Here is an 18,177-nt window from a genome sequence, read left to right as displayed (position 1 = left end):
TGAAGACCCACACCCCCTACGACGAAGCAACCGCATGGCCGCAGAACATCACGCTCGAAACCGCTGCTTGACAGCCAACGACATGGGATGTCTGACCGGCGCTGCGCGGGTCTGATCCGCGGACCAGACCCGCGCGCGGCGTGGTGGCGCCGTGGCACGGGCTCAGCTGATCAGACCGGCCACCTTCCGTTGCGCCTCGGCGAGGGTGGCGTTCGGGTCTGCGCCGCCGATGATCGCCACCACCTCCTCGTTCAGCGCGTCGTGGACCTCGCCGCCGCGCTCACCCCCCCAGGTGGGCGCCTGCGTGATCTCCGGGATCAGGGCGTCGAACTGGGTCAGCTCGGGGAACTCCCGGTAGAAGGCCGCGAGCTGGTTCCTGGCCTCGCTGTCGACCGGGTAGAAGCTGAACGCCTCGGTGCCGGCAGCGAGAACTTCGGGGGAGAGCAGCGCGACGACCAGCTCCGTGGCCATCTCCTGCTGGCAGCGGTCGGTGGACAGGACCGCCAGCCCGTTGCCGCCRGCGACGGGATGCGGGCTGCCGCCGGGCAGCGTCGGGAACGGCGCGACACCCACCCGGAAGCCCTGCGCGCCCTGGTCATGGATGTAGCGCAGGCCGGCTGCCACGGAGGGCAGGGTAACGGCGCTGATCGCGGTCTCCTTGCGGATCCCGAAACGCAGCAGCCCCTCGGTGGTCGCGTCACTGGACTGTGGTCCGTACGTGCCCACCTTGGAGAGGAAGGCCGCGGCCTCGCGGGCGGCCGGGCTGGTGAGATCCGGCTGGCCGTCCGCCTTCTGCACCGGCGTGCCCTTCGAGCTCGCCAGGGTGCTCAGATACCACTGCCCGAACCCGCTGGTCGGCAGGTCGATCGGCTGGATCGACTGGCCCGAGCCCTTGACCCGCTCGGCGGCGGCGAGCACTCCGGTGGTCGTCGTGAGCGAGCGGGGGTCGACCCCGGCCCTCTCCAGGACGTCCAGGTTGTAGACGAGGGCGAGCACCGACACCTGCTGCGGGATGGCCACCAGCTTGCCCTGGTACTCGCCCAGCGGCAGGAAACGCTGGTCGTACGAGGCCCGCAGGAGCCGGGGCGAGAGCGTCTGGGCGCCGAGGTCGTCGGCGAAGGTGGGAAGCAGGTCGAAACCGGCGACCGCGACGTCCGCCGGGCGCCCCGCGGCGTGGTCCGCGCTGATCTGCTGGACCAGTTCCGGGTAGCCCGACGCGGTGGCGGTCAGCTCGACGGTGAGGCCCGGGTGTGCCTTCTCCATGTAGGCCTTGCCCGACTTGGAGGCGTCGTTCAGCGAGCCGACGGCGGCCATCCGCAGGGTCTTCACCGCGGACGCACATTCCGGTGACGCCTTCGCGCCGTTCACATCATCCACGGTCGCGGTCGCCGGACGGGCGGTCGGGCGCAGGCTTTCGGCGGGATCGGTGGCCGAATCGGACCCGCCGCCGCAGGCTGCGAGCAGGCCCGCCGCGACGAACCCGGTGACGGCCGCCGCCAGGGGCGCTCTCCGCCTCGCCGGCAGGCCTCTGCGCCGGGCGGACGCGCGGTCCGGGCAGGCTGGTGGCGCATCGCTGAGCATCGGCGTTTCCCTCTCGTAGGCTCTCGCCCGACGGGTTGCCGGTCGCCCCGGGCTTTCTTCCGGTGGCTCCGGACTCGGTCGTGCCGCCATCGTCCCGCGTCACGGCGGGAACGGGCGACAGGAACGCGACCGGGCCTTCCCCACCGGCTAACCCGGCTGGCGGCGGGAACCCTACCGTGGGGCCGTTTCCCCCGGTGGGATGGCATTGCTTTTCCAGTTCCGCGACCCACACTGCGGATATCGCCGTGTTCCCGCATTCCGCCCCGGAGGCCACCGTGGAGCGATCGTCCCCCCGTCCGCGCCGCTGTTCCCGTCGCTGCTCCCGTCCGCGGTCGCGCCACGACGGCCGGTTCGGGCCCCGTGCGGTGATGGCAGGTGTAACCGTGTCCTCGATCCTGCTGTGCCTGGGGCTTGTCGCCTGCGGCGGCGACGGCGGCCCGGACAGGCCGGGCGGATCACCCAGCGCCGTCCAGTCGGGGGGTCCCACCCGCTCCGGTGGGACGGCCCAGCCGGGTGACGGCTCGGGCCGGCCGGGTGGGCCCGCGGTGTCGGGCGAGCCCGCGGCGCCTGACGGATCATCGGGCGCGGTCGTGGGCGATGGGCGCACCGGTGCGCCGTCGACGTGGGGCACCGGTGAGGTCCGTACCGAGCGCCCGAGTGCGCTGCCCGCGCAGCTCGTCTCCCTGCGGTCCGCCCGCAACACGGTGGACGGGGTCCCGTTCGACCGACTGGTCCTGGAGTTCCGCGGTGGGGTGCCCGGCTACACGGCGGGCTACGTCGACGAGGTGATCCGCCCGGGCTCCGGGGCGCCGCTGCCGCTGGAGGGCGCCGTCCACTTCGAGGTCGTCGTGACCCCGGCGGCGATGCACGACGAGGCCGGCAACAGCACCCTGACCACCCCCCCGACCGGGGGAGGACTGCCAGCACTGACCAGCTACGCGGTCGCCGGCGACTTCGAGGGTTACGTCCACCTCGGCATCGGGCTCGAGAACAGGGTGGGGTTCCGCGTCGTCGAGCTCCGGAACCCGGACCGCCTGGTGATCGACTTCGCGGGCTGACCACCCGCCAGGCGCTGACCACCCGCCAGGCACTGAGCGCCCGCGTCTGACGGGTTCCGCTCACCCGAGCGGGAGCCCGTCGGGGGTGGCGGACGGAGGCACCGGGGTCGGCGAGGGGCTCGGGGTGCCCACCGGTGGGACCGTCACCGGCGGTGGGGGCGGGGGCGGCGGCCGCGAGGGCGGGGGCGTGCTCGGCCGGATGCTCGGGCTCGCCGTCGGCCCGGGTGTCGGCTGCTCCGGTTCGTTCTCGAGGTCGGCGCCGGTATCCGGACCGGGGCTGGGATCCGTGGCGGCGGACGTCCGGCCCGCTGCCGGTGGTCGGGTGGATGTCGCACCGCCCGCCTCGCCCCGTCCGGCCGGTCGGGCGGGTTCGGGCGCCGGGAGCGGCGGGGCGGCCGGCAGCGGGCGGGCCGTGCCGGTCGGCAGACCGGGCAGGTCCGATGGCTGCTTGGTGATGAGCGTCCGCCCCTGCTCGTTGATCATGACGGCGTCGGGTCCGGCCGCATCATTGATCCACACCTGGCCGCTGTCGGCCGTGGCCGTGAGGCGGGCTTTTCCGTCCGGCCCGGCCAGCCGCACCGGTTCCGCGAACCTGCCCCGTGCCAGGTCGTAGTCGAGCACCACACCGCTGCCGGAATCCGGAACATAGGCATGGCCCGCATGGACCAGGGGAGTGCCGAACCCGGTCTCGTCCGGTCGGGCGGGGGAGGGAAGGTCCGCCCCGGTCACCCGGCCGCGGATGACGTCCACGAGGAACAGCCGGCGGGTCGCCGGGTCGAGGAGGGGGACGGGCCCACCATCCGTTCGGGGGGCGACGAGCAGCGGCCGTTCCGGCGGCCGCGGTACCCCCCTCGGAGGGAGCGGGATGACCCTGCCCCATCGGCCTGGGTCCTCCGGATCCAGGACTGTCAGGGTCCCCGCCGTGGCGTCGACGGCGACCGGGCGGCCGTCGACCAGGATGATGTCGACGGCGTTCCCGGGCGGTGCAACCGGGCGGTGCCCACGGCGGGCGACACCGTCCCGCACGGCGGCGACCTCCCCGGTGGCCCGCAGTGGTACCCAGAGAGTTCCGTCCCCCGACCGGGCCAGCGCCACCCCGCCGAGTGGCGCCGGCAGGGACAGAACTCCCCCGGTGGGAGAAAGGTCGTCGGGAGAGAGCTGCTGGACCCTTCCGGCCGTGGCGTCGAGCGCGTACGCGACCCTGCCCGCAGCGATGATCGTCACGCCGGGCCCGAGATCGGCGGTTCGCACCAGGGCCAGTCGGGCCGGGTCCACGAGATGCACCCGGCCGGCACCGCCGCCCTCGGAGACGAGGATCCTCGCGGAGGTCGTGGTGACAGTGAGGTCATTGCCCGCCGTACCGGGAACCGTGACCGCCGCGTTCGCTCGCCCGGAAGGTCCGCTCAGGTGGATGAGCGTGCTCGTGGCCGCGGTCGGCAGCCACGTCCCGCCGTCGGTGAGGTCGAGCCGGGTGGGCGCGATCCCCCGGCTCACGGCACCGAACAGCGCCGCCGTGCCGGTGACGCCCACCAGTCCGGCGATGGCCGCGATGGCGATGCGCCCGCTGCGGGTGCGCGGCCGCAGGATGGCCCGTCCAGCCGGGTCCGGGCGGTGCGCAGCATGCTCCGACCGGGGGATGCTGCGAGACGAGAGCCGCGGGCGCGGGCGGCGCAGGCTGCCGAGAATCGTCGGACCTCCAGCATCGTCGGGCGGGCGCGTCGGGCGGGTGGGCGCGTCGAGCAGGACGTCGCGAGTCGACAGGTGAGGCCGTCCGCGGCCTCCGCCCGGCCGGAGGGATAGCCGGGCGGAGGCCTGTGACAGGGCTCCGCTCACGACAAGGAGACCACAATCCGCGTACAGGATTACCTGGGCGGATGTAGTTCATCCGTAGTGATGCGGTGTGTGCCCGCGGCTGCCTCCGCGGGCTCCCGGCTCGCCGCCGTTACCCGTCGACAGGTCTGACGCTCAGCATCGCCGACGGGTTGCGACCCGATTTGGCCGGAGCGTGACATCGGGCGGGCGTCGTCGCTCCCCGTGCGGGCGGGGGCCCGCCCAGACCCCGACAGGGGGACGTAACCCTCGTCACGGTTACAACAACATTTTCCGGGATGGGGACAACGAATTCGGTGACTCCGTCGTCTATCGCATCGGAACGGTTCGGCTCCGTGGCAGCGACGCCGCGGCAGCGGTCGCCAGCGACACCGTCAGGTGGTGCTGGCCGGCGGTGTCGGTGGGCACTGGCGGCCAGCCGCGGGAGGCGCGCCCCGGAGCCGGCCGTTCCCGGGCGGCTCCCCCCGCTGCCCGTAGYGGGTCGTGCCGGTCACTCCCCCTGGACCGGCACGACCCGCCTTCACCGCCCAGCCCGGTACACAGCCCAGCTCAGCCCAGCACGCCAGCCCCAGCACGCCAGCCCCAGCACCAGGCCTTGCGCACCCAGGGAGGTTCGGGCATGACGGTCAGCCCCGATCGGACCATCCCGTTCTCGATCGCCTTCGAGGACGTGGTCGCCAACATCGAGCAGGTGATCCGCGGCAAGCAGGCCGCGGTGGAGCTTGCCGTCGTCTGCCTGTTCGCCGAGGGCCACCTGCTGGTCGAGGAYGTCCCCGGACTGGGCAAGACGACGCTCGCCCGCTGCCTCGCGGCGTCGGTGAACGCCGGCTGCCACCGTGTCCAGTTCACCCCCGACCTGCTGCCGGCGGACATCACCGGCACCAACGTCTTCAACCAGCGGACGGGCGAGTTCAGGTTCCGCCCCGGGCCGGTCTTCGCCAATCTCGTCATCGGCGACGAGATCAACCGGGCGTCCCCGAAGACGCAGTCCGCCCTGCTGGAGGTCATGGAGGAGCGCCACGTCACGGTCGACGGGACCCGCTACCCGGTTCCGCTGCCGTACATGGTGATCGCCACGCAGAACCCGGTGGACATGGACGGCACCTACGCCCTGCCCGAAGCCCAGCTCGACCGGTTCCTCATGCGCCTGCGCATCGGCTACCCCACCCTGGACGCCGAGCTGGAGATCCTGGAGGGCCGGCAGGTCGGCCGGCGGGTCGAGGACCTCCGCCCGGTGATGCGGGCGGAGGACGTCGTCACCCACGCGGAACGGACGCTGGGCATCCATGTCGCGCCGGAGATGCGGCGCTACATCGTCCGGGTGGTTGCCGCCACCCGAACGCGCCATGACGTGGTGCGCCTCGGCGCGAGCCCCCGGGGCAGCGTGGCGCTGCTGCGCGCGGCGCAGGTCCGTGCGGCCTCGGCCGGGCGCACGTTCGTCACGCCGGACGACGTCCAGATCCTGGCCGGCCCCGTCCTCGCGCACCGCCTCGTGCTGAGCCCCGAGGCCGAGCTTCGCCGGGTCAGCGCCGAGGACGTCGTCGCCGAGGTCCTGGACTCGGTGCCCTCGCCTCGGCGTCTCGTCGGCGCGTGAGCGCGCCGACCGCTCAGCGGCTGCCGCGGATCACGGCCAGCGCGTGGGGGCTGCTGATCGCGACCGCAGCGTGCGGGACGGCGGCAGCGCTCCTGCACTACCCCGAGCTCGTGCTGCTCGCCGGCGCGGGCACGACAGCGCTGCTCATCGCCGCCGGTACGGTGGCGCGCCCGCCGCGGGTGCGGGTCGAACTGCGGCTGACCGTCGCCTCGGCCACCCGCGGCGACGAGGCCGCCCTGCTCATCACGGTCGTGAACAACTCCCGCTGGACAGCTCCCCCGTTCGCGCTGTACCTGCCGACCGCACCGCTGAACCCGTCCTCACCAGCCGACTCACCACCGCCCGGCGGTGCGGTGTCGCCGGACGGGGCCGTGTCGCCGGACGAGGCCGCGCTGTCATCCGGGCCGGTAGCCGGGCCGGCGCCGCAACCCATCGCTGTGGACGTCCGAAGGCTCCGCGGCGGGGCCTCCCGCGAGATCGTGCTCCCGCTCGACACGACCCGGCGGGGCGTGACCCGGATCGGCCCCTCCTGGGTCGACCGGCGTGACCCGTTCGGGCTGGCGCACCGGCGGCAGTGCCTTGGCTCGGCGGTGACGCTGCGGGTCCGCCCCAGGGTCCATCCGCTGGTTCCGCCGCCGACCGCTCCCGCCCGGGACCCTGACGGCCAGAGCGGGCATGGCACGGCCGGCGGGCTGATGTTCCACACCCTGCGCGAGTACACCCCCGGGGAGGACCTGCGCCTCGTCCACTGGGCAGCCAGCGCCCGGCTGGGGACGCTCATGGTGCGCACCCACGTCGATCCGAGTGAACCCGCCTCCACCGTCGTTCTCGACACCCGGCGCTGCGCCTATCCGGATGGCCCGGTCGGGGCAGCGGTCTTCGAGGACGCCGTCGACGCGGCGGCGTCGGCAGTGTTCGCCTGCGCCCGCAACGCGTACAGCGTCCGCCTGGTCACGTCGGGCGGGGTGCGGATGACGGGCCGCCGCCGCGCTGCCGACGTCGACTCGCTCCTCGACGAACTCGCCGCCATCCGCACCGACGGAGGCGAGAGCCTGGACGTGCTGCGCACCCTGCGTCGCGGCCCGGTCGGCACCCTGGTGCTGGTCACCGGCGCACTCGGCCGGGATGCCATGGCGGCCCTGACACCGGTCGCTCGCGCCTTCGGCCAGGTGATCGTCCTGCGGATGGGGCCGCGCAGCGAGGCCGCAGCCCGTGCGCTGGGCCGGCGCACCCCGGCCGACCGGCCTCGGTTGCGCTCCAGCGCCGCTTCGGCGGGACGACACCAGCAGGCTCACGGCACCCGATCGAGCCAGCCCGACCCGTCCGGGCCGGCGGGGCACCCCGCCAGGGTGGGCCAGACTGACTGGGCCGGCTCGCCCCTCCCGCCGGTGGCTCCCCGTGCCACCGGCGCGGGCCAGGTCCGCGTGCTCCATCTGGCCACCTCCGCCGACCTGCGGCAGGTCTGGCCCGCCCCACCGGCGCTGCCGTCGGCGTCCTGGCAGCCGGTCCGCGCGGCGCTGTCCGTGGTCACGGCCGCCCCGGCCGTCACGGCGGCTTCGGTCGACCCGGCGCGCCCTCCGGTCCCGGCCGCCGGCCCCGTGCGATCCGAGCCCCCGGCCGCCCCGGCGGCCGGCGAAGCCGCGTCCGAGGACCCCCGCCCGACCGGGCCCGTGACAGTCCCTCTCATTCCGGCGTTGTCCGGTGCCTCGACTGTTCCGGCGATTCCGACGTCGCCCTGCCGGGGGATGCCGTGATGCTCGGCGCCGTTCCGAAGGCTGACCTGGCAGACGGCGGCGGGCCCGGAAGCCCGCGACGTCGAGCTGTTCAGCTGGCGCTCGTGGCGGGCCTCGCGCTCGTGGGCGGGTCCGGCTTCACCCGCCTGTTTCCGGCCCGGGATCTGTGGGTCCCCCTGCCGGTCGCGGCCGTGCTGCCGGTCCTCCTGGTGGGCCTGCTCGGGTCGGTCCAGGTCAGGTCGCGGCGGCGGCTCGCCTCGCCAGCGATAACCGTGCCCGTCTGGTCGATCGGTTTCACCGTCTGGACGGCCTACACCGTCGCAGCCGGAACGGGCGGTTTCCTGGCCCGACTCGACGTGGTCCGGATGGGGGTCGTCGACGGCTGGGCACGGCTGCTCGATGTGGCCGCTCCAGCGCCGGCCGACCCCGATCTGCTGATCGTGGCGCTCGCGCCGACCTGGCTGGCGGCAGCCATCGGCGCGGAACTGACGCTGCGGACCCGGGCATCCCTCGCCCCGGCATTTCCGGCCGCGCTCACCCTGGTGGCCGCGACGGCGGTGTCCCTGCCCGCTCCGGGAAGCAACCTGCCCCAGGCAGTGGCCCTGGTGGCGACCACCGCCGCCTACCTCCTGACGAGGATGCCCCGCACGGGCCGGAACGGCCTGGCCTGGCAGTGGGCCCGTGGCGCCGGCGCCACGGTGACGGTTCTGACCGCGAGTGTCCTCGTCGCTGTGACGGTCCTGGGCGCGGGCCGGGCCGGTGATCCTGTCGACCCGCGGGACCACCGCTCGGTGCGGCCGGCTGACGCCGCCGGCACCAGCCCGCTCGCCGCGCTGAGCGGCTGGACCGCCCATCCGGACGAGGTCCTGTTCCGGGCCGAGGTCAACGGTCCGGACCCCGCCCAGCCGGTGACCTTCCGGCTCGCCGTCCTCGACTCCTACGACGGCGTGACCTGGCGTTCCTCGGCGCGTTTCGTCCGCGCGGGGGATCCGATCGCGCCGCCTCGCGGGGACGGCGCGGACCGCCGGGCGGATGCGGTGAGCCAGACCGTCGAGGTGGTCGGCCTACGCGGGCGGATGCTGCCGTCCTACGGCTGGCCGACCAGCGGCCCACCGGGCGCCCGGGTCGATCCGGACAGCGGGATGCTGCTCGGTGGTCGCCCGCTGACCGAGGGTGCGCGCCTCGAGATCGTTTCGCGGGTGGCGCCGGCCCCCGCCCCGGCCGCTGTCACCGGCCTGTCCGCCGGCTCCATGGCCCCGACGGGCCCCTCCGGAACGGCCGATACCGACCCCGATCTGGGGATCCCCGCGGATCCGCCGCCGATCCTGCGGGAGATGGCGGAGCTCGCCACCGCCCGGGGGCAGACGCCGTTCGAACGAGCCGCGCTGCTGAGCCAGTACCTGAGCGCCACCTTCGTCTTCGACCCCGCTGTCCCGCCCGGGCATGCGTACGGGCACATCGAGCACTTCCTCGGCCACACCCGACGCGGGACGTCCGAGCAGTTCGCGACCACGTTCGTGCTGGCCGCGCGCCTGCTGGGCCTGCCGGCCCGGCTGGCGGTGGGGTTCACCGCGCCGCCGGCCCCGGACGGGGGAAGCCGCAGCGTCCACGGCTCCGACGCCCTCGCCTGGGCCGAGGTGCGCTTCGACGGCGTCGGCTGGCTGTCCTTCTTCCCGACCCCGCGGGCCGCGGACGCCCGGGGCGCCAGCGTCGCCGGCTCCAACCAGGGCGAGAGCCCCGAACAGGCGGAGCTCATCGACGTCGCGCTGCGTTCCGTCGCCGCGGCTGGCACGACAGGCACGGAGGGCGCCGCCGCCCCCGGAACGGAGGAGGACGCCGGTGACGCGGACCGGGGACGACGGGAACCGTCCGACAGCGCGGGTGCCCGGCCCCCATGGGTCACGCCGGCCGGGCTGGCCCTGGGTGGCGTGACCGTGCTGTATCTCGTGCTGGCCCTGCTGGCAGCTGAGGCCCGCCGTCGCCTCCGGCGTGCCGCCCGCGCACGGACCCGCGTGGTCGCCGCCTGGGAGGGCGCGATCGAGGCGCTCACCGACGCCGCCGTCCCCGTCCCGGCGGCCGCCAGCCCCGGGCAGGTCGCCAGGCTCGCCGCCACCGCCCGGGTGGGGCCCGCCGTCGAGGCCGACCTCGCAGGTCTGGCCGATCTGGTGACCCTCGCTCTCTTCGCTCCCGCCGCCGCGCTGGACTGGGACGGCGAGCCCGGGACCCGCACCGCGGCGGAGGCCTGGCGGCGGCTCGACCAGATCGAACGCTCGCTGCGGCGAGGCGAGGACCGCCGTGGCCACGCCCGCCGGGTCCGGCGGGCACTCCTGCGGGCACTGGCGCCGGCGACGGTGCGCGCCGGCCTGCGCGGCCTGCGGGCACCGGCGGTGGCGACGGTGGCGACGGGCCTGCCGGGCGGGGACGACCTGTCCGGCCGGGACGACCCGTCCGGCGGAGGCGGGAGTCCGGCCGGCTCCGCCCCGGACAGGGACCGCATTGCCTCCCCGGTATGACCCCGCCGGCGTCGACACGGGCTACCTGAGAGAGGACAGGGAGTGGCCCCGACGCGCGGCCGGTGCCGGACCAGGACCGGGACCGGTGGCGCCGGGAGCCGATCGCCGGGCCGCGGGGGAGCGCGAGGACCGGCCGGAGGCGCCTCGCCCGCGGCGGCGCGGGCCCGGCCTGGTCAGATCACTGCAGGTGACCCCGATCCGGATCACCGTGGACCGGGTCGGCCGCCGGGCTCGCCCGACGGAACACGCCGTGGCGCCGGAACGTGCCGGGGCACCCGAGAGGCTCCCGTTCCCGGAGCCGGCCGGTCGGCCGGGCGGGCACAGCCCTGCCCGAGCCTCGGACCGGCCCAGCTTCCTCGACATCGCGGCGATCGAGGACATCGACCGCGACGTGTTCCGCGCCCGATGGCCGGGCGAGGAGCGTTTCCCCGTCCACACCGGGCTCATCGCGGTGCAGGCCCAGCTCGCCGCCGCCCGCACCGTGGCGGCCGGGCGGCCGTTCCACTCGCTGCACGCGCACTTTCCCCAGCCGGCGCGGGCGCGTACCTCGATCGTCTACCTCGTCGACCGTGTCCGCGACGGCGGCGGGACGACGACCCGGCGGGTGACGGGTGTGCAGGCCGGCCAGGTGGTCTGCGTGATGTCGCTGTTGTACCGGCCGGGCGGGCCGGCCGGTCACCAGTTGCGCGCCCCGCGCGTGCCACCCCCGCGGGACCTGGACCACCTGGACGATCCGGAGGCCACGCTGGGTGGACTGCGTGGCCCGCGCGGGCGGTCCGGCGACGCGACCGTCGCCCTCCGCCAGGGTGGTCCCACGCTCGGTGCGTCAGGTGCGTCAGGTGCGTCAGGTGCGTCAGGTGCGTCAGGTGCGTCCGGGCGGCGGGACGTGCCCGAGAGTCTCATCGACGTCCGCTCCGTCACGGGTGAACCGGCCGGGCCCGGGCCGCGGGAGGCTGTCCGTCCGGTGGCCTGGGTGCGGCTGGACCAGACGCTGCCGGACGACCCCCCGGTGCACGCCGGCGCGCTGGTCCTCCTCGCCGACCACGTCACGACTGCCTTCGCCCGCCAGATGCGGGCGGTCTTCGCCCGCCCGCCGGCGGCCACGCGGACGGTCACACGGGCGGGTCCGAGGACCTCACGGCCCTGGACCACGCGATCTGGATCCACCAGCCGTTCCGTGCCGATCAGTGGCTGCTCGTCGTGCGTGACAGCCCGTCCGGGTCAGGGCAGCGGACCCTGACCCGCGCGACGTTCTTCAGCCGGGACGGCCGGCTGGTCGCCTCCGCCAGCCAGGACACGGCGCCCGGCTGATGCCGCGACGAGCACGGCACTGCTCAGATCGGAACCTCCACGGCCTCCCCGGCGACCAGCCCGGCGACCGCGGTGGYGTACAGCCTCGACTTGATGGTCCCCAGCGTGGGGGATGCCTTGCCGGTCAGCGCGCTGGCCATCGCGACCGCTGTGGGCAGCACCTTCTCCTGGTCCGCCACGCCGTCGATGATCCCGGCGGTCAGCGCGTCGTCGCCGCCGTACCGGCGTCCCGTCGTCATCGCCTCGTGGGCGGTGCGGGTGGGCATCCGGGAGCGGATCAGGTCGGTGATCCCCCCGCTGAAGGGGATGTCGATGTCGACTTCGGGGAGGCAGAAGTAGCCCCGGTCGGCCCGCATGACCTGCTGGTCGTGGCAGAGCGCGAGGACCGCCCCGGCGCCGAACGCGTGTCCGCCGACCGCTGCGACGGTTGTCAGCGGCAGCGTCACGAACCTGGCGAACAGCACCCGCACCGACTGGATGAACGGTTCGATCTCCCCGGGGTTCGCGGTCATCCAGGCAAGGTCGAACCCGTTGCACCAGAACTTGCCCGAAGCTGTCGTGACCAGGGCCTTCGGCGCGGGAGCGGCCACCACCTCGTCGAGGGCCAGGTTCAGCGCGGCCAGCGACGACGGGTTCAGCCGGTTCTCCGCGGCGCCCAGGTCGAGAAGGAACACGTCACCGTCGCGGTCGAGTCCTGACACCTGCTGCTCCTCGCGCACTCGTCCCGGCGCCGGCGCGCCGGATGGCATTCTCCTCCGCTGACTATGCCGAGCGGGGCGCCCACGTGGAGGTGGTTGGTGCGCGGCGGCGGCTGGCTATGACCGCCGCGTCAGTGCAGGCCCTGGCACCTGGCGACGCCTGGGACGGGCTCGCCGTCCGGTGCGGAGGCCACCGCGGTGGCCGGGAGGTACCCCCACGAGTCCCGGTAGCCGAAGGCGTTCCGGCTCGGTCGGTCGCCCTTGGTGTAGAGCCACCAGGTGTTCTGGCGCCCGCCGAGATCGGGGTTGGCACGGCCCGCGATCTGGCAGATCACCCAGACCTGGGAATCCCGGTCCATGTAACCGGAGTCGTCGAGCAGATCGGGCGCCGTGGCCGCGATGTTCGCGTACACCTCCGAGCCCACGCTGGTGGCGCACATGTACACCCGTAGGAACGTCCGGCGCTGGTAGTCGGTCTTCCGAGTGAGCTGGGCAGCGCAGACCGGCGGGCTCGCGGGGGTGGTCGTCGGCGAGGTGCTCCCCGAACCGGAGGAGGTCGGGATGGGGGCTGTCCCCGGCGGTGTCACCGCGGGAGGCTGAGGTGAAACGGTGGCGGGCCCCGGTGTCGACGTGCGGGGCCCGCCGGCCTGCCCTGCCCCGAGGGCATCGTCCGTACCGTCCGATCGGGGGATCAACAGCCACACCGTGGCGACGAGCGCTGTCAGCAGCGCCGCCGTGCCGGCGACAGCTGCCGCCACCCGCCGCCGGCTGGTGGGGTCCGGGCGGGTGGCAGGTGGTACGGGCCCGGGAGCGCGTCCCGCGAACCGGTGACCAGCCCCGGCCTGGTGACCGGGCTCCGACCCGGGGCCGGCGGCTGTGGGCGCCTCGTCCCGCCCAGGAGGCTCGCGCCACGGCGGATCATGGGACAGCCCGGCCGGGGGGCCGGCCTCGCCGCCCACCGCGGTGAGGACAGAGCCGAGCCCGGCAGAGACCTCCCCCAGCAGGGGCCGGTGGCCCGGCTCGGGCGCGAGCATCGCGCGCAGCAGGTCCTCGAGCGCCGGCGGTACATCCGCCCGCCCGAAGGGCGCCATGTCGCCCGAGACGATGCGGTGGTAGATCTCCGTCGGGGTTCGGCCGGGAAACGGTGTGGCCTGGGTGAGCAGAGCGAACAGCGTCGCGCCGAGCCCGAAGACGTCGGAGGACTGCTCCGGCTGCTCGCCGAGGATCACCTCCGGTGCCGCGAACCCGGCGGTGAAGGCCGCCGAGACCGTCACCGCCTCCCGGCCCTCCGCGACACTGGCGATGCCGAAGTCGCTGAGGACAGGGTGTTCCGGGCCACGTAGCAGGATGTTCGCGGGCTTCAGATCCCGGTGCAGAATGCCCTGCTGATGGGCGGCGTCGAGCGCCTGGGCGACCGGGAGCGCGAGCGTCACCATCTCGCGGACCGGGAGCGGCCCGATCTCGTTCACCCGGTCAYGCAGGGTTCCCGCCGGGAGGTACTCCATCGCGATGTAGGGCCGGTGATCGGCCGTCGTCCCGGCGTCGAACACGGTGATGATGTGGGGATTTCCGGTGAGCCGCCCGGTGGCACGGCACTCGCGGACGAACCGTCGGCGGGCGTCCGGGTCGCGGAGGTCGGAATGCATGACCTTCACGGCGACCCGCCGTTCGAAGATCTCCTGCTCGGCGAGATAGACGGTGCTGAACCCACCCTGGCCGAGGTCGTGGAGGAATCGGTAACCGCTGATCATCCTGGCTGTCCGGTAGTCGGGACGCAGATCGTCGGCGATGACGGTACACGGGGTGATAGTGCGCGTTCCGTCRCTGGGGCGCCGGCCGGGCTGCGGGGCCCGGTCGGAGTGGCCCTGCGCCGTGGCGAGGGGCTGGACGCCCAGGCCCGCGCGGGTGATGAGGGCGAGGTCCGGGCATGTCGAGGGGTGGCGGATCCGGTCGGCCCGTTGTGGCCGGTCCGGGTCGCGCGGGCAGGCCATATCGGCCCCGGATGTCGGGAGGACGGACATGTCACACCAGGTGAGAAAGGGCGGGAGCGAAGCCGCGGGAACCCGGGGAGTTCCGGCCCATCCAGCGGGGGAGGGTGTCTCGGACGACGAGATGGCCCGCCAGGTGACGGACCAGACGTCGCACGACCGGGTCGCCACGACCTTCTTCGAGGGGGAGCGGGGCGGCGCGCGCAGCGAGGAGGAGGCCGCGAAGTTCCGGGACGCCCACCGGGACGGGTCGCGCCAGCCGACGGGTGTGTAGCGCGTCACCACCCGGCCGCAGGAGGGCGGGATGGCTGGCAGGGCGCTGCACGGCCAGTTAGCCTGGCTTGCTGAACGCCCGAGTCTTCTTGGGGCTGACAACTACACATCGCGCCGCTCACACCCGTGCGGGAGAGCTCCGGGCCTGGCTCGGAGCGCCGAAGGAGCAAGATCTCCCCGCAAACTCTCAGGCCCAAGACCGCCGGGTCAGGCGACTCTGAAAAGCGGACGCTCCGGCGTCCCGCCGACGGTGCAAGCCGACTCCGTGCTTCCGGTTCCCCCGGGAGCACTGCCGGTCGGCGAAGCTCTCAGGCCGATGACAGAGGGGGAGGCCCGCCGCGACGCGGGTGGGGGACCACAGCCGCCCCGGTGGTGGTCTCCCGCTGGCGTTCGCACGACCTCCGGAGCGCAGCGACGATGAGCACTGAGACTTCGACCGCCGTGTCGCCGAGTCACGCACAGTATAAGGAGGCTGACGGCCCGTCTCCGGCAGGTGCGGGAAACGGCGTGTCAGCCATCCCCCCGACCGGGCCGGGCCGCCAGCAGGGTGCGCCGCTGCCTCGGACGGCCCCCGCCGTGGTGAACGGTACGCAGGAGCCCGTCCGGTTCGCGGACCGCCACATCGGCCCCGACCGCGCCGACCGGATGGCGATGCTCGACCTGCTCGACCTGGGCTCGTTGACCGCCCTCACCGACGCCGCCGTGCCGGCCGCCATCCGGGACACCGAGCTCGACCTGCCGCCGGCGGTCAACGAGACCGAGGTGCTCGCGGAGCTGCGGACGCTGGCCGGCCGCAACCGGCGGGTGACGTCCATGATCGGCCTGGGCTTCCACCCGGCGGTCATGCCCGGCGTGATCCAGCGCAACGTGCTGGAGAACCCGGCCTGGTACACCGCCTACACGCCGTACCAGCCCGAGATCTCCCAGGGCCGTCTGGAGGCCCTGCTCAACTTCCAGACGGTGATCACGGACCTCACCGGGCTGGCGGTCGCGGGCGCGTCGCTGCTCGACGAACCCACCGCCGCCGCGGAGGCGATGCAGATCGCCTACCGGGCGACCCGGGGGAAGCGCTCGACCTTCCTGATCGACGCGGACACGCTGCCGCAGACCATCGCGGTCGTCCGCACCCGGGCGGAGGCTCTCGGCATCACCGTCCTGGTCGCCGACCTCCGGGACGGTCTCACGGCCAGGCCCTCGCCCGCCCCGGGCGAGGCCGCCGCCGCGGTCCCGGCGGCGGCGGGCGCGTCCGACGTGCTGCCGGACGTCTTCGGCGTGCTGCTGTCCTACCCGGGCGCGGACGGGGAGGTGCGGGACCTCCGGGGCGTGATCGCGCAGGCGCGCGAGCGGGAGATCGTGGTGACCGTCGCCGCCGATCTGCTCGCGCTCACGCTGCTGCGCTCGCCGGGTCGCCTCGGGGCGGACATCGCCGTCGGGACCACCCAGCGGTTCGGGCTGCCGCTCTCCTTCGGGGGCCCCCACGCGGGCTACCTCGCCGTTCGTACGGGCCTGGAGCGGATGCTGCCCGGCCGCCTCGTCGGCGTCTCGGTGGACGCCGCGGGCAACCGTGCCTACCGCCTCACGCTGCAGACCCGGGAGCAGCACATCCGCCGGGAGAAGGCGACGAGCAACATCTGCACCGCCCAGGTGCTCCCCGCGGTACTGGCCTCGATGTACGCGGTCTACCACGGCCCGGACGGGCTGACCGGGATCGCCGGCCGGGTGCACGGGCTGGCCGCGCGGCTGGCGTCGGGGCTGCGCGGCGGCGGTGTGGAGATCGTCCACGGCGAGTTCTTCGACACGCTGCTCGCCCGGGTGCCCGCCCGAGCGAGCCAGGTCGTGGCGGACGCTCTCGCGCAGGGGGTGAACCTGCGGCTCGTCGACGACGACCATGTCGGGGTCTCCTGCAACGAGACGACCGTCGAGGCCGACCTGCGAGCCGTCTGGGCCGCGTTCGGCGTGGACACCCCCGGAACGGGCGGCGGGCCGGCGCTGCCGGCGGCGCTGGCCCGCGGCGAGGCGGAGCCCTTCCTGACCCACCCGGTGTTCCACGCGCACCGGTCCGAGACGGCGATGCTGCGCTACCTGCGGCGCCTCGCCGACGTCGACTTCGCGCTGGACCGGGGCATGATCCCGCTCGGCTCCTGCACGATGAAGCTGAACGCGACGACCGAGATGGCCGCTGTCACCTGGCCCGACTTCGCCGACATCCACCCGTTCGCGCCACTGGACCAGGCCGCCGGGTACGTGTCGATGATCCGGGATCTGGAGCTGTGGCTCGCGCGGATCACCGGGTACGCCGCCGTCTCCGTGCAGCCGAACGCCGGCAGTCAGGGCGAGCTCGCCGGTCTGCTGGCCATCCGCGCCTACCACCGTGACCGGGCCGCTGCGGGCGACACCGTCCGGGACGTGTGCCTGATCCCGTCGTCGGCGCACGGCACGAACGCGGCGAGCGCGGCGATGGCCGGGATGCGGGTGGTCGTGGTCGCCTGCGACGACGAGGGCAACGTCGACCTGGACGACCTGACGGCGAAGGCGGCCACCCACGCGCCGGCACTGGCGGCCCTCATGGTCACCTACCCGTCGACACACGGCGTCTACGAGGAGGGCATCGCCCGCGCCTGCGCGGTGGTGCACGACGCCGGCGGCCTCGTCTACGTCGACGGCGCGAACCTCAACGCCCTGGTCGGGCTCTCCAAGCCGGGGCGTTTCGGGGCCGACGTGAGCCACCTCAACCTGCACAAGACGTTCTGCATCCCCCACGGGGGCGGTGGGCCGGGGGTCGGGCCGGTGGCGGTCGGCGAGAAGCTGCTGCCCTACCTGCCGAACCACCCGCTGCGTCCGGAGGCCGGCCCGTCCACCGGGGTGGGGCCCATTTCGGGGGCCCCCTGGGGCTCGGCCGGCATCCTCATGATCCCGTGGGCGTACATCCGCCTGATGGGGGCGGAGGGGCTGCGGGAGGCGACCTCGGTGGCGGTGCTCAACGCCAACTACATCGCCCGCCGGCTCGCGCCGCACTACCCCGTCCTCTACACGGGTCGTAACGGACTCGTGGCGCACGAGTGCATCCTCGATCTCCGGCCGCTGACGAAGGAGACCGGCGTGACCGTGGACGACATCGCCAAGCGGCTGATCGACTACGGGTTCCACGCGCCGACGATGTCGTTCCCGGTGGCGGGGACGCTGATGGTGGAGCCGACCGAGAGCGAGGATCGCGGCGAGATCGACCGGTTCTGCGACGCGATGATCGCGATCCGGGCGGAGGCCGCGAAGGTCGGCGACGGGGTCTGGCCGAAGGAGGACAACCCGCTGCGCAACGCCCCCCACACGGCGGAGATGGTGACCGGGGACGAGTGGGCACATCCGTACCCACGGTCCGTGGCCGCGTATCCGGTGGCCTCGCTGCGGGCCGCCAAGTACTGGCCCCCGGTGCGGCGGATCGACGGCGCCTACGGGGACCGCAACCTGGTCTGCACCTGCCCGCCGGTCGAGGCCTTCGACTCCGGGGCGGAGCTGGTCACCGCCTGACCGGGCCACGGATTAGGCAGTTCGTTGCGCCGGGTGCTCGCAGTATCAGTTCCTCCGGTGTGAGGACGGCCGC

At 74.2% G+C, this 18,177-nt stretch carries 12 protein-coding genes and 2 riboswitches; of the genes, 8 read left to right on the top strand and 4 right to left on the bottom strand.

From position 1 onward, the window contains the following. Window positions 1-162: 162 nt before the first annotated feature. Window positions 163-1,581, bottom strand: a complete 1,419-nt coding sequence (locus tag CC117_RS16280) for an extracellular solute-binding protein (protein ID WP_241830155.1) — start codon at window positions 1,579-1,581, stop codon at window positions 163-165. A gap of 383 nt (window positions 1,582-1,964) precedes the next feature. Between CC117_RS16280 and CC117_RS16275 the strand changes: the two genes are divergently transcribed. Then, the gene (locus CC117_RS16275) at window positions 1,965-2,639 is read left to right on the top strand and encodes an AMIN-like domain-containing (lipo)protein (protein WP_084132228.1); all 675 of its coding nucleotides are present in this window, start codon (window positions 1,965-1,967) and stop codon (window positions 2,637-2,639) included. Between the two features lie 60 nt (window positions 2,640-2,699). Here the strand turns inward: CC117_RS16275 and CC117_RS16270 are convergent, their stop codons facing one another. After that, window positions 2,700-4,472, bottom strand: a complete 1,773-nt coding sequence (locus CC117_RS16270; protein ID WP_241830154.1) for a PQQ-like beta-propeller repeat protein — start codon at window positions 4,470-4,472, stop codon at window positions 2,700-2,702. Window positions 4,473-5,088: 616 nt separating this feature from the next. Here CC117_RS16270 and CC117_RS16265 point away from each other — a divergent pair. The 5 genes from CC117_RS16265 to CC117_RS39810 all read left to right on the top strand — a co-directional run bounded on the left by CC117_RS16265 (window position 5,089) and on the right by CC117_RS39810 (window position 11,620). Then, a complete protein-coding gene (locus CC117_RS16265; protein WP_071085008.1) occupies window positions 5,089-6,063 on the top strand; it encodes an AAA family ATPase in 975 nt (324 codons plus the stop codon). Further along, on the top strand, window positions 6,060-7,817 hold the full coding sequence (locus CC117_RS16260) for a DUF58 domain-containing protein (RefSeq protein ID WP_071085006.1): 1,758 nt from the start codon (window positions 6,060-6,062) through the stop codon (window positions 7,815-7,817). The genes CC117_RS16265 and CC117_RS16260 overlap by 4 nt, the downstream gene beginning before the upstream one ends. Continuing rightward, window positions 7,817-10,309: a transglutaminase domain-containing protein gene (locus tag CC117_RS16255; protein WP_071085004.1), complete on the top strand. Its 2,493-nt coding sequence runs from the start codon at window positions 7,817-7,819 to the stop codon at window positions 10,307-10,309. The genes CC117_RS16260 and CC117_RS16255 overlap by 1 nt, the downstream gene beginning before the upstream one ends. Window positions 10,310-10,394: 85 nt before the next feature. Continuing rightward, window positions 10,395-11,549: an acyl-CoA thioesterase gene (locus tag CC117_RS16250; protein WP_071085002.1), complete on the top strand. Its 1,155-nt coding sequence runs from the start codon at window positions 10,395-10,397 to the stop codon at window positions 11,547-11,549. Continuing rightward, entirely contained in the window at window positions 11,510-11,620 is a 111-nt protein-coding gene (locus CC117_RS39810; protein WP_256385389.1) for a hotdog family protein, read from the top strand. Before CC117_RS16250 ends, CC117_RS39810 begins: the two co-directional genes overlap by 40 nt. A 23-nt stretch (window positions 11,621-11,643) precedes the next feature. Here CC117_RS39810 and CC117_RS16245 read toward each other — a convergent pair whose 3' ends face one another. Beyond that, window positions 11,644-12,321, bottom strand: coding sequence for an enoyl-CoA hydratase-related protein (locus CC117_RS16245; protein ID WP_241830153.1), 678 nt, complete (start codon window positions 12,319-12,321; stop codon window positions 11,644-11,646). A gap of 128 nt (window positions 12,322-12,449) precedes the next feature. Beyond that, window positions 12,450-14,339 (bottom strand): serine/threonine-protein kinase, encoded by a 1,890-nt coding sequence (locus CC117_RS16240; RefSeq protein ID WP_241830152.1) that lies wholly within the window; start codon window positions 14,337-14,339, stop codon window positions 12,450-12,452. On the opposite strand from CC117_RS16240, the gene CC117_RS16235 reads away from it, so the two are divergent. Further along, window positions 14,338-14,580 (top strand): hypothetical protein, encoded by a 243-nt coding sequence (locus CC117_RS16235; RefSeq protein WP_071084998.1) that lies wholly within the window; start codon window positions 14,338-14,340, stop codon window positions 14,578-14,580. The two genes, CC117_RS16240 and CC117_RS16235, sit on opposite strands and share 2 nt — an antisense overlap. 118 nt (window positions 14,581-14,698) lie before the next feature. Further along, a riboswitch (glycine riboswitch) is annotated at window positions 14,699-14,791 on the top strand. Continuing rightward, a riboswitch (glycine riboswitch) is annotated at window positions 14,792-14,909 on the top strand. Window positions 14,910-15,086: 177 nt separating this feature from the next. Beyond that, a complete protein-coding gene (gcvP, locus tag CC117_RS16230; RefSeq protein ID WP_321572617.1) occupies window positions 15,087-18,104 on the top strand; it encodes an aminomethyl-transferring glycine dehydrogenase in 3,018 nt (1,005 codons plus the stop codon). Window positions 18,105-18,177 lie beyond the last annotated feature (73 nt).

It is taken from the genome of Parafrankia colletiae, from assembly GCF_001854655.1.
Taxonomy (GTDB): Bacteria; Actinomycetota; Actinomycetes; order Frankiales; family Frankiaceae; genus Parafrankia; species Parafrankia colletiae.
This window is presented reverse-complemented; position numbering and strand designations above follow the sequence as displayed.

Excerpts from the sequence above, each read along its gene's own strand:
- CC117_RS16255 (WP_071085004.1), top strand. The coding sequence starts at position 7,817 with ATGCTCGGCGCCGTTCCGAAGGCTGACCTGGCAGACGGCGGCGGGCCC.
- CC117_RS16235 (WP_071084998.1), top strand. The coding sequence starts at position 14,338 with ATGTCACACCAGGTGAGAAAGGGCGGGAGCGAAGCCGCGGGAACCCGG.